At 68.5% G+C, this 13572-nt stretch carries 13 protein-coding genes and 1 tRNA gene; 7 read left to right on the top strand and 7 right to left on the bottom strand.

Features of this window, described 5'->3' with window-relative positions:
- Positions 1-11: 11 nt before the first annotated feature.
- Positions 12-809 carry an SDR family NAD(P)-dependent oxidoreductase gene (locus F4561_RS03660; RefSeq protein WP_184574772.1) on the top strand — a complete coding sequence of 266 codons (798 nt, stop codon included), beginning with the start codon at positions 12-14 and terminating at the stop codon, positions 807-809.
- 135 nt (positions 810-944) lie between these two features.
- Here F4561_RS03660 and F4561_RS03655 read toward each other — a convergent pair.
- Both F4561_RS03655 and F4561_RS03650 read right to left on the bottom strand, forming a co-directional pair.
- Positions 945-1018 (bottom strand) — tRNA-Met (locus F4561_RS03655).
- A gap of 598 nt (positions 1019-1616) precedes the next feature.
- Positions 1617-4706 (bottom strand): UPF0182 family membrane protein, encoded by a 3090-nt coding sequence (locus F4561_RS03650; RefSeq protein ID WP_184574770.1) that lies wholly within the window; start codon positions 4704-4706, stop codon positions 1617-1619.
- Positions 4707-4983: 277 nt separating this feature from the next.
- Between F4561_RS03650 and F4561_RS03645 the strand changes: the two genes are divergently transcribed.
- Positions 4984-5511, top strand: coding sequence for a PPA1309 family protein (locus F4561_RS03645; RefSeq protein ID WP_312885128.1), 528 nt, complete (start codon positions 4984-4986; stop codon positions 5509-5511).
- Positions 5512-5579: 68 nt separating this feature from the next.
- Here the strand turns inward: F4561_RS03645 and F4561_RS03640 are convergent, their stop codons facing one another.
- The 3 genes from F4561_RS03640 to F4561_RS03630 form a co-directional block, all read right to left on the bottom strand.
- Entirely contained in the window at positions 5580-6623 is a 1044-nt protein-coding gene (locus F4561_RS03640) for a YlbL family protein (protein ID WP_184574768.1), read from the bottom strand.
- Positions 6624-6691: 68 nt separating this feature from the next.
- On the bottom strand, positions 6692-7129 hold the full coding sequence (locus F4561_RS03635; RefSeq protein WP_184574766.1) for a molybdenum cofactor biosynthesis protein MoaE: 438 nt from the start codon (positions 7127-7129) through the stop codon (positions 6692-6694).
- A 102-nt stretch (positions 7130-7231) separates the two neighbouring features.
- Entirely contained in the window at positions 7232-8299 is a 1068-nt protein-coding gene (locus tag F4561_RS03630) for an NAD-dependent epimerase/dehydratase family protein (RefSeq protein WP_184583121.1), read from the bottom strand.
- 122 nt (positions 8300-8421) lie between these two features.
- Between F4561_RS03630 and F4561_RS03625 the strand changes: the two genes are divergently transcribed.
- The 5 genes from F4561_RS03625 to F4561_RS03605 all read left to right on the top strand — a co-directional run bounded on the left by F4561_RS03625 (position 8422) and on the right by F4561_RS03605 (position 12525).
- Complete coding sequence (locus F4561_RS03625) at positions 8422-9849, top strand: zinc-dependent metalloprotease (protein WP_312885126.1); 1428 nt, start codon at positions 8422-8424, stop codon at positions 9847-9849.
- Positions 9846-10409, top strand: coding sequence for an NUDIX hydrolase (locus F4561_RS03620; protein ID WP_184574764.1), 564 nt, complete (start codon positions 9846-9848; stop codon positions 10407-10409). The genes F4561_RS03625 and F4561_RS03620 overlap by 4 nt, the downstream gene beginning before the upstream one ends.
- A 100-nt stretch (positions 10410-10509) precedes the next feature.
- Positions 10510-10938, top strand: a complete 429-nt coding sequence (locus F4561_RS03615) for a protein-tyrosine phosphatase family protein (RefSeq protein ID WP_184574762.1) — start codon at positions 10510-10512, stop codon at positions 10936-10938.
- A 283-nt stretch (positions 10939-11221) separates the two neighbouring features.
- On the top strand, positions 11222-11824 hold the full coding sequence (locus tag F4561_RS03610; RefSeq protein WP_221445354.1) for a PadR family transcriptional regulator: 603 nt from the start codon (positions 11222-11224) through the stop codon (positions 11822-11824).
- 41 nt (positions 11825-11865) lie between these two features.
- Positions 11866-12525 carry an SgcJ/EcaC family oxidoreductase gene (locus F4561_RS03605; protein WP_221445353.1) on the top strand — a complete coding sequence of 220 codons (660 nt, stop codon included), beginning with the start codon at positions 11866-11868 and terminating at the stop codon, positions 12523-12525.
- Positions 12526-12584: 59 nt separating this feature from the next.
- Here the strand turns inward: F4561_RS03605 and F4561_RS03600 are convergent, their stop codons facing one another.
- Both F4561_RS03600 and F4561_RS03595 read right to left on the bottom strand, forming a co-directional pair.
- Complete coding sequence (locus F4561_RS03600; protein WP_184574758.1) at positions 12585-13139, bottom strand: M48 metallopeptidase family protein; 555 nt, start codon at positions 13137-13139, stop codon at positions 12585-12587.
- A 246-nt stretch (positions 13140-13385) separates the two neighbouring features.
- The gene (locus F4561_RS03595; RefSeq protein ID WP_184574756.1) at positions 13386-13541 is read right to left on the bottom strand and encodes a hypothetical protein; all 156 of its coding nucleotides are present in this window, start codon (positions 13539-13541) and stop codon (positions 13386-13388) included.
- Positions 13542-13572 lie beyond the last annotated feature (31 nt).

Here is a 13572-nt window from a genome sequence, read left to right as displayed (position 1 = left end):
GGCTGAGAGCCATGGATCTGAACCTGAACAACAAGAGCGTCGTCATCACCGGCGGAAGCAAGGGCATCGGGCTGGCGACCGCATCGGCCCTGGCGGCCGAGGGGGCCGGTGTGGTGGTGGGTTCGCGGACCATCACCGACGGCCTGAAGGCTCTGTTGGCCGAGTACGACGTGTTGGCCATCGAGACCGACCTCACCCGCCCTGACGGGCCCCAGGAGCTTGTGCAGGCCGCGGTCGACCGGCATGGCGGGATCGACGTCCTGGTCAACAATCTCGGGGTCAGTGAGCCGGCGCCGTCCAGCACCGAGTTCACCGACGAGCAGTGGCAGCGGATCTTCGACGCGACGCTGTTCACCACGGTCCGCATGGTCCGAAGCGCGCTTCCGGCGATGCGTGGGCGCGATTGGGCGAGCATCGTCAATATCAGTTCGGCGAACGCCAGGTTCCCTGTGGGGATGATCGCCCCGTACAGCGCGGCGAAAGCGGCCCTGACCAATCTCGGCAAGGCCCTGGCTGAGGAGCTCACCCCGCAGGGCATCCGGGTCAACACGGTGTCGCCGGGGCCGGTCCGCACACCGCTGTGGACCGCCCCGGACGGCTTCGCCCAGCACATGGCGGAGCAGTTCGGCACGACGCCCGACGACTTCATGGACCGCGCGCTGCCGGAGTCGATGTCGATGACAACGGGGCGGGTGGCCGAACCCCACGAGGTCGCCGAGCTGGTGGCGTTCCTGGCGTCCTCGCGGGCGGGCAGCATCACCGGCAGCGACTACGTGATCGACGGCGGCCTGCTCAAGAGCGTCCCGTAGCCCTTCGGCGCGCCGGGCCGGCATCGCTTCCGGGCACCAGGGAGGCGGTAGAGGAGTGATTCGGCGGCGGCCGGTTGCCGAAACGAAAAGGACCCGGTCACTCGAATGAGTGCCCGGGTCCTTGTTCCTTCGCAGTAGCGGGGACAGGATTTGAACCTGCGACCTCTGGGTTATGAGCCCAGCGAGCTACCGAACTGCTCCACCCCGCGTCGATGTGTTTACAACACTAGAGGTCACGGGAGCAGTGTGCAAATCGGTTTCCAGGTGGAACCAGTGACCGGAGACAACTTCCGGCGCCGGAGGACGCCGTTGCCGGACACGCGGCAGGAGAGCCCCACACGCCCGTGTGCTGCCCTGTGCCGCACCAGGAGCCGCGAGTGCGCCCACTTACCCCGCTTGGCGCACGTGGGCCTGGATTCGGCTCCTGGGCAGCGCCGCAGCAGAGGGAAGGGGCGGTGGACCGCGCCGATCCAGCGGAACGCGTCCCTTCATCGCACAGCCCTGAAATTAGCCTCATCATGTCCTCGTGCTCCAGGTTGTGGCAGTGGAAGACGTACTTTCCGGCATAGCCCTCGAAGGGCACCAGGATGGCCGCGTCCAGGGCCCTGCCGCCGAGCGCGGTTGAGCGACCCGCGGGAGCCGGCCGGGTCGGGGGCCAGCGCAACGGTGCGGTGACGCACGAGGGCCTCCTGAGGGGCGGTGCGGATGTTGCGATCCGCACCGGCCTCAGAAGGCCCTCTGCTCGTTCAGGCACCGCTCAGGGCGTGCCGCCCGTTAGGGAGACGTCCCGGGTTGGCCGGGCCGCACCTAGCTGGCCTCCTCCGCGCGTTCCAGGGCGTCCTGGAGCCGGTCGTTGGCCTCGTCATAGGCGGTGAAGTCGCCTTCCTCAAGCGCCTCCTGGCCCTCCTGGTAGGCCTCATTGGCGTCGTTCAGCGCCTCGGTGAGCTCGCTGGGGTCGGTGCCACCGTCACCACCGTCACCACCGTCGCCTTCAGCGTCGGCATCCTCGGCGGCCTCCTCGCCGCCGCCTTGACCGTCGTCCAGCGGTCCCTCGCCGCCCTCGAACAGGTTGTTCAGGGCTTCCTCCAGGTTGCTGCCGATGGCGACCTCGTCACCGAACCCGACCATCACCTGCTGGAGCAGCGGGAAGGAGGCTTCGCCGCCACCACCCGCCTGCACGTAGAGCGGCTCGACGTAGAGGAGTCCTCCGGCGAACGGCAGCGTTAGCAGGTTGCCGTTGGTCACCTCGGCCTCGCTCTGCTCCAGCGGCAGCAGCACCTCGCGGATGTCCGCGTCGGAGTCGAACGCGTTCTGCACCTGGCCGGGGCCGAGGATCACCGTGCTGCGTGGCAGTTCCAGTAGGCGCAGCTTGCCGTAGTCCTCGGAGCTGGGGTCGCTGTTGACGGCCATGTACGCGGACAGGTTCTCCCTGCCTCGTGGCACGAACGTCGACGTCAGCGCGAAGCTCGCCTGGTCGTCCCCTGGGAAGTGCACCGTCTGCCGGTACGCCGGCTCGGGCGTATCCCCATCCTCGGTGGGATCGGCCGGCACGTCCCAGAAGTCCTGGCCGCCGTAGAAGGCGTCGGGGTCGGTGATGTGGTAGCGCTTCATGATCTCCCGCTGCACCTTGTAGATGTCATCGGGGTAGCGCATGTGCTGCTCTAGCTCGTCCTCCATCTCACCGCGTTCGGTCATGACCTCGGGGAACGCCTTGGACCAGGTCTGCAGGACCGGGTCGTCCTCCTCCCAGCCGTACAGCGTGACCGTGCCGTCGTAGGCGTCGACCGTGGCCTTGACGGAGTTGCGGATGTAGTTGATCTGGTTGCCCGGCAGGGCCTGCACCGTGTCGGTGCCCTCGGTGAAGGTGTCCTCCGTGGCGTTGGACAGGTCGATCGGCGACGAGTACGGGTAGCCGTCGGACGTCGTGTAGGCGTCGACCACCCACTGCACGCGGCCGTCAACAACGGTCGGGTACGACTTGCCGTCGGCCGTGAGGAACGGGGCCACCTTCTCGACGCGGTCGGCGGGGTCGCGCTCGTAGAGGATCTGCGACTCGTCATTGATCGCGTCGTTCAGCAGGATGTCCGCGTCCTGGTACTTGATCGCGTACAGGATCCGGTCGAAGAAGTTACTGAGGAGAACGCCGCCGTCGCCCCCGTACTGGTTGGTGGCCTGGCTGTCGCCCCCGGTGCCGCCTTCTTGGCCGCCGTTTCCGCCTTCGCCGCCGTTTCCGCCTTCGCCGCCGTTTCCTTCGCCGCCGCCCTGCTCACCGTCGCCGCCCTGCTCACCGTCGCCGCCCTGTTCACCGTCGGCGCGCTGCGTCGCGGGAGGGGCCTGGCCGGGCGCCCGGGCGTTGTCGGCCTCGGCGTCGGGGTCGGCTCCGCCCTGCGTGGGATCGGCGTCCTCGGTGGTGGGCACGTCCTCGGCACCGGAGTCGAGCGGGTAGTCGTACTCGGGCTCGGCGTTGACGATGACGTAATCGGCGCCCTCGCGGCCGAAGTAGATCCGCGGCTCGTACTCGCCGACCACGTCGGAAAGTTCGCCGGTGGGCGGGATGTTGTACTCGGTGAAGGCGGGGCGGCCCTCGCCGTCGACCTGGTTGCCCGCCGCCGCGACGATGCCGAACCCGTGCGTGTAGACCATGTGCCGGGTCAGCCAGTTGTCCTGGCCTTCCGGCGGCCCGGACAGTTCGCGCGCGGCGATGATGGTGTCGACCGAGTTGCCCTCGGCGTCGTCGTACCGGTCGACCGACAGCACCTCGGGGAACTCGTAGAAACCGCGCACCTGCTGCATCTGCTGGAAGGTCTGCGAGACCACCGCGGGGTCGACGAGGCGCACGCTCGGGATCTTCTCGGTCTCCTCGGACAGCTCCTCGGTCCCCAGTTCGGTCTGCGCGTCGTAGGTCTCGACCTCCGAGTTGGCGATGCCGTAAGCGTCGCGGGTGGCCTGGATGTTGCGCTCGATGTAGGGCCGCTCCAGCCGCTGCTCGTTCGGATTCACCTCGAACTGCTGGATGATCGCCGGGTAGACCCCGCCGACGAGGACGGCCGAGAGCACGAGCAGGCCGAGGCTGACCGTCGGCACCATCGCGTTCTTGAAGTAGATGTTCGCGAAGAACAGCGCCGTGCAGATGAGCGCGATGACGAAGAGGATCATCTTCGCGTAGAGCACTGCCGTGACGTCGGTGTAGGACGCGCCGTAGGCGTAGCCGCCGTCCGAGAAGACCAGCCCGTAGCGGTCGAGCCAGTACGCCGCCGCTTTCAGCAGTACGAAGACGCCGAGCAGCACCGACATGTGCACCCGCGCAGCGGGAGTGGCGCGCTGTCCCTCCGCCTGCAGCCGGACACCGCCGTACAGGTAGTGCACGATGACCGCCGCGATGAACGCGACCACAACCGCGAAGAACAGGTAGCCGAGGATCACCCGCAGGAAGGGGTAGGTGAACGCGAAGAACGAGATGTCGATGCCGAACTGGGGGTCGGTCTCCTCGAACGAGGTGGAGTTGGCGAACTGCAGGTAGGTGCCCCACTCACCGCTCGCCGAGGCTCCCGCGATCAGCCCGAGTCCACCGATGACCAGCCAGAAGATCAGCTTGCGGTGCGGGTCGACCGACATCCGGTACCGGTCGAGGCCCTGCTGCTCGATGCTCATTGGCCGCGCGAGCGGGCGCATGCGGTATGCGAAGTAGATGCTGGCCCCGACGATGAGCGCCATTACCAATCCGCCACCGGCGAACAGCATGACCCGTGTCCACAGCTCGGTCGTGAAGACCGACGTGTAGCCAACAGAGTTGAACCACTTGTAGTCGGTCCAGAAGTTCGCGGCCAGCATCAATGCCGCGATGATGACGACCACGGCTGCGGCGACAGGCGCGAGCAGCCGCGGTCGACGAGGCATACGCGCAGTCGGTGCGCCGGGCGATCGGAAGCTCACGCCTCCCCCTCGTTACGGTGATCTCGTAGTAGGCGGGACGTCGTCGTCCCTCGTGCTCGTAAAAACTCACTAAGCTAACTCGTCACGGCCGGGCCAGGTTCCCGGAATCACGCGTCACACCGATGACAACACGACATCAGTCCGAATTCGAACCCGCATCGACGCGGAGTCCTCACAGGTTACTTGGAGCCTACTCCGCGGAGCGGGAGCATCCACCCGCGTCATCGGCCACCATGGAAGGGTGTCATTCAATATTCGCGAAGCCGTGCTGGAGCTGGAGCGCCACGCGTCCGAGAAGGGCTGGGACCAGCCCATCCGGGTCTACGCTCTGGTGGCTACCACTGACCTGATCGAGCGTGAGCCGGCGCTCGCCGAAATGCTCGGCCTGGGCGAGGACGTCGACGCCGACGACCTGACTCCGGTCGAGCAGGAGCCGCTCCCCGAAGGGATGCCCATCGAGGAGGCACTCGGCCGGATGGCCTGGCCCGAGGCCGTCACCGGCTGCGCGCTGGTCATGGAGCGCCTGGTGATGAAGGGGTCCGATGAGACCTTGGCGCCTCCCGAGGACGCCGACCCCGGCCAGTGGGCCAAGGACCAACCCGACGCCGAGGAGGTGCGCATGGTCGCGGGCGTCCTGCGCGATGGCGCGCGCCACTCAGCCATGCGCATGCGGCAGTACGACAGCGACGACCAGGTGCTCAACGGAGAGGACCTGATGCCGGCGCTCACTTCGGCCCTGGCCCTGACCCTGAGCGACGACGAGGAGTGACACCGCGGCAAGCGTGACGACCAGCCCCTTCGTACGCTTGTGAAGGGGCGGTCTTCTCGGCCCGGCGGCTAGCAGCTCGGCAGGTCAGCGGGGTCAGCGCCATCCCGGATGTCCTCCAGCGCGTCTACCGCATCCCCGAGCTCGCCGACCTTGACCACGTCCACCTCGTCGCTCGCGGCCGAGCTCATTGCCTGGCCACAGCTATCCTCGGCGACGAGGAAGTAGTCCGCGCCCTCTTCGGCGGCGCTGACCACCTTCTGCTCGACCCCGCTCACACCGCCCACGGTGCCGTCCGGCTCGATCGTCCCGGACCCCGCGATCGTCTCCCCGCCGGTGAGCCCCTCGGGGGTCAGGCGGTCCATGATCCCCAGGGCGAACATCATCCCGGCGCTGGGTCCGCCGACCTCGCCGACAGTGATCTCGACGTCGAACGGGAACTCCATGTCGTTGCCGACCATGATCCCGATGAGCGCGGTGCCGTCGTCGTCGGTGGTGGTCAGCTCGAACTTCTCGGTCTCGCCGTCGCGGAGCACGGTCAGCTCGACGGGATCGCCCGGTTCGCGGTCCGAGACCTGTTCGACCGTCTCGTCCTTGCCGGCCACCGGCTCACCGTCGACCTCGGTGATCACATCGCCCTTCGCGAGCTCCCCACTCGCGGGCATGTCCTCGCCGACGCCCATGACCACGGACCGGATGTCGTAGTCGATGTCCAGCTCGTTGAGCGCCGCCGCGGTCGCCGCGGTCTGGGAGTCGTCCATTTGCAGGTCCTGGCTCTCGTTGATCTCCTCCAGGCTCTGGTCCGGCGGGAAGAGCGCCTCCTCGGGGAGGACGGCCTGGTTCGGCGACAGCCACGCGCTCAGGACCGTGAACATGTCCATGTGGGCGCCGGGGCCACCGGAGTACTGCACGGTGACCATGGCGAGCTCACCGTCGTGTTCGTAGCTCTCCTCGCCCTCCACGTGAATCACCTGCTCACCCTCGACCTCTCCGATGGTGTTCAGGGCGAGCCCCGGTGAGGCGACGAGGTACGGGACCGGCAGGTACATCGCCCCAACGGCGAGGCCGACCAGGAGTACAACCGCGACGAGCAGGGTCATGGAACGACGGAACATGACGGACAGCCTAAACGCCGCTCAGAACCGGGAAACTCATCGGCCCGGGAAACCGGCCCGCGCAGGTCCTAGCAGGCGCCGACCCATTCCGAGCTCCCGTCGGTGAAGTCCTGGTGCTTCCAGATCGGGACTTCTGCCTTGATGTCGTCGATCAGCCGGCGGCAGGCGTCGAACGCCTCGTCGCGGTGCGCGGCGGAAGCGGCGACGACGACCGCGATGTCGCCGATATCCAACTCCCCCACCCGGTGCAGCGCCGCGACCCGCCATACGGGGCGGCCGGCGACGGTGGTGTCGGCGACCACCTTCTCCATGACACGCCGCATCTCCGCTTCGGCGGACGGATGCGCCGAGTACGAAAGCGTCTGCACGCCGCGCCCGTGGTCATGGTCGCGAACCGTGCCCACGAAGAACGCCGTCCCGCCGGCCTTGGGCTCGGCCACTGACGCGGTGACCTCGTCGATAGAGAGCGGGGTCTCGCGTAGTCCTACCAGGCTGATCAGTTCCACAATGCCGACGTTACCAAGGCTGTGCCCTCGGCGCCGGGTTCTTTGGCCAACTCGGAGCGGCCAGGAGCCACCGCGAGGCGCCGGGACACCTCGCGCCCATGGTCATCCCTTACGCCGCTTGCGGAGGTAGCGGATGGCCGCCGTGGTGCCCACCGCGGCGACGGCCGCACCCGCCGCGCTGGCCGCGGTGATGGTCGCCTCTTTGCGGCCGAGGTTCCGGCCGACCAGAGCGGGCTTGCCGGTGCGGGCCTCCAGGAGCGCGCGCAGCGACGTCTCGTTGTCGTACGCGGGCCGCCACCCCGCCTCGCGCAGTGTGCGGCAGTCGACGACGCACGGGTAGACCAGGAACTTCATCTCGCTGCTGGTCGCCGGCGTGATCCCCACCCGGTGCAGCCGCTGGGTGGCGCTGAAGGCCACGTTCGCGGGGACGTCGAAACCGCGCAGCCCGGCGATCTCCTCGGTCTCAGCTTGGCTGAGCGCGCCGTCGCAGCCGACCGCCAGCGCCCCGTCCTTGCCGTCGATATCGTGCACGACGACGAACTCCAGCGCGCTGACCAGGTCATCGACGTGGCAGAACTGCCACGCTTGCTCCTGGCCTTTCACGGTCAGCAGCCGGGGGGCGGCGAAATGCCGGGTCAGCAGCGTGTCGATGCCCGGCCCGACCAGCGGGGCCGGGCGCACCACCGTCACCGAAAGCCCGGGATGCGCCCGGCGGGCGACGCGGGCCAGGTCCTCGACCTCGGCGAAGTCCCCGATCGTCCCGGCGCCGAGCTCGGCGGAGACCGGGCTGTCCTCGGACATCGGAATCGGGTTGGCCGGGTCCGCGCCGTAGACCATGGTGCTGGTGAGCAAGATGACACGGGAGACACGTTGGGCGGCGGCCGCGGTGAGGATGGTCTGCGCCGCGCGAACATTGTGCGCGCGGCGGTCTGCGGGCGACGACTCCAGGGACCGGTCGTCGGCGGTGTGCACGAGCACGTCCACCCCGGAGATCCGCGGGGCGAAGCTGGGGTTGCAGATGTCCGTGACCTCCCAGGTCACCCCATCGAAATCGTCGCTGTGGTCGTCGATGGCGACGATCCTGCCGACAGCGCCGGGGTCCGCGATGGCTCGGAGCCGCTCCACGAGCGCACGGCCCACACCCGTGGCGGCACCGGTGACCGCGACCACCGGTCCGGTGGGCTCTGGGCTGTGCTGTGGGCGAACCTTGCTGGTTTGGGTACTCACTCGGGGCGGCTCCCAGCTAACGTGACAGTAGTGGAGACATTCCTATCCTGCCCTGAGGTCTAATCGTGAGCGACCTACCCTTTGGTTTCAACATGCCGAACGACCCCGATGACGAGTCCGGGCGGGGGTCGGGCGACTCCGGCTCGGGGCGCGGCAAGGGCGGTCCCGGTGGGGACGACCCGAACGCGCCGGGCGGCGGATTCCCGTTCGGCGACCCGCAGCAGATGGCGCAGATGCTTCGCCAGTTCGCCGACATGATGGCGGCGCAGTCGTCACCCGAGAAGGAGCAGGGCACCGGCTCCACCGTCAACTGGGACGTGGCCAAGAACATCGCCCGGCACACCGTCTCCCAGCACGGCGACAGCAGCGTCAGCCCCGCTGAGTACGCGCAGGTCCAGGAGTCGCTACGGCTGGCCGACCTGTGGTTGAACGAGGCCACCACGCTGCCGTCGGGTGTGCACACCATGGAGGCGTGGAGCCGAGCGGAATGGGTCGAGCGGACCATGCCGACCTGGTCGCGGCTGTGCGAGCCGCTGACCTCCCGCATCGTCGAGTCTATGGGGCAGAACCTGCCGGACGAGATGCAGTCCATGGCTGGCCCGTTGATGGGCATGGTGCAGCAGATGGGCGGCATGCTTGTCGGCCAGCAGGCCGGCCAGGCCATTGGTGAGCTGGCCCGCGAGGTCGTCGGGTCCACCGATGTCGGGCTGCCGCTGGGCGAGAACGGCCGCGCGGCGCTCCTGCCGGCCGGCGTCCAGAAGTTCGGTGAGGGACTGGAGATCCCCGGCGACGAAGTACGGCTGTACCTCGCGGCCCGCGAGGCGGCGCTGCACCGTCTTTTCGGGCACGTGCCGTGGCTGCGCTCCCACCTGTTCAACCTGGTCGAGGAGTACGCGCTGGGCATGTCGTTCGACATGAGCGGGCTCGAGGAGAAGCTCGGCCAGATCGACATCTCCAACCCCGAGGCGCTGCAGGAGGCGCTGTCCGGCACCGAGAGCGGGGGCCTGTTCCAACCGCAGGACACGCCCCAGCAGAAGGCATCACTCGCGCGCCTGGAGACCATGCTCGCCCTGATCGAGGGGTGGGTGTCGGTAGTGGTCTCCTCGGCTGTCGCGGAACGGCTCCCGAACACGGCCTCGCTGGCTGAGGCCAGCCGGCGGCGGCGGGCCACTGGCGGACCGGCGGAGCACACGTTCGCCACCCTCGTGGGACTCGAACTGCGGCCGCGCCGGCTGCGCGAGGCCGCCGCACTCTGGAGCGCGCTTGAGGACGCCCACGGTGTACAGGGACGCGACGCCATCTGGGAGCACCCCGACCTGATGCCCTCCAGCTCCGACCTCGACTCCCCCGAGGCGTTCGTCCACGGCCAGACCGGTGACGGCTCCCCCGAGATCGACATCACACAGTTCACCGGCGAGACCGGCAAGGAGGACGGGGGTACCGGTAACGAGGACGGCTCGAAGGGCACGGACGGCACCGAGGGCGACAGGTGAGGCTGCACAAAGACGCCCAAGCGGTCCTCTCCCCCTGGGCCGCCCCCGATCCCGCTCAGGACGCCCTGCGCCGCGAGTATCTGGCGCACCTGGCGCGTCACCCCGACGGCATGCGGCGCGAGTGCCGTGCGGGGCACGTCACGGCGAGCGCCGCGATCGTGGACCCGGCGGGCGAGCGGACCGTCCTCACCCTGCACCGAGGGCTGCGCATGTGGCTGCAGACCGGCGGACACTGCGAACCCGACGACCCCTCGCTGGCCGCCGCCGCGTTGCGCGAGGCCACCGAGGAGTCCGGGATCAGCGAGCTGCGGCTGCTGCCCGCCCCAGTCCGACTCGACAGGCACTGGGTTCCGTGCGGCGGTGGCACGTGGCACTTCGACGTCCAGTACGCGGCGGTTGCGCGGAACGACGCCGAGCTCACCCGTGCCGACGCTGAATCCGTTGATCTCGGCTGGTTCCCCGCGGACAACCTCCCGGAACCCACCGATGAGTCGTGCCGCGCCCTGGTTCGGGCGGCCGCACAGGCGGCCCGCACCGGCGACGGAATCTGCACTGGCTAAGGGTGTTTTTTGGCTCGCAAGCTCGCCGGGTCGGGCACCCGAGCCCTGCTTTCGCGGGAAGCCCTCGCCTGAAGGCGGGGGCAGCCGCGGAGGAACTCTGGTGACCGCTTCGTGGGATTCCACGGCAGCTGGGGTACTGGAGCTGCCCTCGGGCCGGCTCGTCCGGGGCCGGGCCCTCAGGTACCCGCTGCCTGAGGGCCCGACACCGGCTTTCGCGCTGTACCTGCTCGGCTCCGCGCCTCCACCGGCCCCGTGGGAGGCGCGATGGGTGCGTTGGCGGGACTTCTGGTTGCCGGCCGACCGCACCGCCACCCGGGAGGCACTGCGCGAGGCGTGGGAACGCGCCGCGACCGAGCGTGTCGAGATCGCCTGCAAGGGCGGGCGAGGGCGGACTGGCACGGCGCTGGCCTGTCTCGCCATTCTCGACGGAGTACCCAACCACGAGGCGGTCGGCTACGTCCGGCGGTACTACACGGCACGCGCCGTGGAGACACCCTGGCAGCGACGCTTCGTGGCCCGGTTCCAGTAGCGGCGGTACGGCACGGGCCAGCACCTTCGGAGGAAACCCGTCCCCGCACGCCCGCGAGTACACCATCGCCGGCCAGGACACCGCCGGTGCCGGGTCATGTGCGCCCGGGGACCTTTGCACACAGCCAGTTCGGCCCACCCTGGTCGTCGACCACGACCATGGCACGCCCGTTGGTGACGGAGCTCTCTTCCAGTGACTACGCGTGCATGCGCCGATCCATCCCACCTCGGACTTGACTAGTGTTGATTACTATATTACAAATTCCCATATGGAAACTCTCACTTTGAGTCGTGCGGAACGCGATCTCGCGTCCCTCACCGTGCTCGCCCTACTGCGAGCCGGCCCCCGCCACACCTATGAGATCCACCGGATGATGGTCATTACGCACAAGGACTTCGTCACCGGGCTCCCCCGGAGCCTGTACTACGCGGTGGACCGGCTGAGCCGAGACGGCCTCATCTCGGCTCAGAAGACCGAACGTCAGGGATCGCGCCCAGAGCGGACCTTGTACGAGCTCACCGACGCCGGCGCGGCAACCCTGGAGAAGAGGCTCCGTCTTCTTCTGGCGACACCGCAGCGGGACACCGCCCTTTTCGTGGCGGCGCTCTCCTTCGCCTCGTCCCTGCCCGCGGACGCCGTCGCCCAGGAGCTGGAGCTTCGTGCCCAACGGCTCGCTGAGGCCGCGGAGTCGGCCTCAGCGCCCGAGTATCTGCCGCAGATTCTGCAGATCGAAGGGGAGTTCGAGCGTCACCGGTTACTCAACGAACGTGACTGGGTCAACACCTTGGTCGACGACATCCGTTCGGGAGCCATCGAATGGCACGACGTGGACACGCTGGCGGCCCTCATCCCCCCTGAAGACGACGCCGAGAACGGCAACCACTGAGAATCCTGGCCCACCGAAGACGATTCCAACGGAGCGCACCCGTGCCTTTCACTTCCTCCCACGCCTCCGCCAGCGACACAACACGACAGCCACGTCGCAGACGATGGGTTCTCTGGAGCGGGCTCGGCGCCGTCGGCGCCATCAGCGTGGCCGCGGTCAGCGGGTACTTGTGGCTGACGGCTACCTCGGACGTCCAGGTGACCGGTGAGACCGACTGCGAGGAAGCCCCGATCACCGGGGTCCCCGACGGCATGGACGCCGAAGAGGCACAGCAGGGGATCTGCCACAGTATCGAAGCGCTGAGTGAGGCGTGGGCCGTCGGCGACGCCGACGCCTACGGGACCTCATTCACCGAAGACGCCACCTACACGGCATTCGCCGGAACCTACTACGACGGGCGCACCGACATCGTAGAGGGCCATCGTGCCCTGTTCGACGGAGTCCTTTCCGGCACCAAGCTCAGTGACTCCTTCCTCGGTATTCGGCTCCTCGGCCCGGACACCGCTATCGTCACCACGCGCGGCGACACCTACGAAGACGAGCCGCCGGACACCCCCTCCAAGGTGCAGACCTACACCCTGCAGCGGCAGCCCGACGACGGGTGGCTTATCGCGAGCTTCCAGAACACGCAGCGCAAACCGCTCATGGAACGTGTCCAGTACCTCGTCAATCCCGACTCACGGCCAGCCGCCGAACGCTGACGGTGCCCAGCGCCCGATACGCACGGTCTGGGAGCGCGCGACGCCGCGCCTCCCCTTCTTCAGTCCTCGTCATCGTCGATGCTGTCCTCGACGGCGAGGTCGGCCCCGGCGTCGAGGCGCGGCGCGGCGCTGACTCCTTCGAGGTAGCCGCGGGCGCGCTCCGCCTTGGGGTAGCGCCGCACCATGTCCCAGAACTCGGGGCCGTGGTGCGGAATGATCAGGTGCACCAGTTCGTGCACGAGCACGTAGTCGACCACCCAGGACGGCATCCCCGACAACCGCCGCGAGAGGCGGATGGCGCCGTCCTCTGGGGTGCACGATCCCCACCGGGCCTGCTGGTTGTCGACCCAGCGCACAGACTCGGGCTGGGCGAGCCCGGCGAGATAGCGTTCGGTGAGGTCGAGCGCTCGCGTGTGGAGGGCGTCGTCGTCGGGGCGGCGGCGCTCCTCGCGTGCCTCCAGTCGTTCCAGCATCCGATCCACCCAGCGCTTCTCTTCCGCGTGGGAGAACGTTGCGGGAACGAGGACGACCGTCTTGTTCCCGTCGCGGTAGGCCGACACGGTCCGCCGGCGGCGGGAACTACGGCGTACCTCGACTTTTGTGTTCGGAGGCACAAACTCACGGTAGCTCAGAGGCGACCAACCACACAGGGGGCAAATGTTGCATCCGGCGCACGGCCGCGCGCCTCCTTGCGGCGCGGTCGCCCGCAACAATGCGGGTCGTCTCCCTCTCTCGGCCGTTCCGCGCCAGGGGAAACCGGCCAATCCCTGACCGAAGGTGGCCAGGCACCGCGCAGACCGGAGGGGCCGGTGCCCGCGGGCACCGGCCCCTCGCTCCGCCACCGGGTTGTCGAACCCGGGTCAGCTCCGGCGCGCATCCCTTCGCTCGCGGGCCGAGCGCTCGATGCGCTCGCGCTCGCGCAGCTCGGCCCTGCGGCGGCGCGCCTGGAGCAGGTCGCGCTGGCGGTCGCGCTTCCTGGCGGTGTTCTCGTGTCGCTCGAACTCGTGGAGCAACATTCCTGTGGTGTCCCTTCCGGCAGAACGGTGA

Source organism: Lipingzhangella halophila (genome assembly GCF_014203805.1).
GTDB classification, from domain to species: domain Bacteria; phylum Actinomycetota; class Actinomycetes; order Streptosporangiales; family Streptosporangiaceae; genus Lipingzhangella; species Lipingzhangella halophila.
This window is presented reverse-complemented; position numbering and strand designations above follow the sequence as displayed.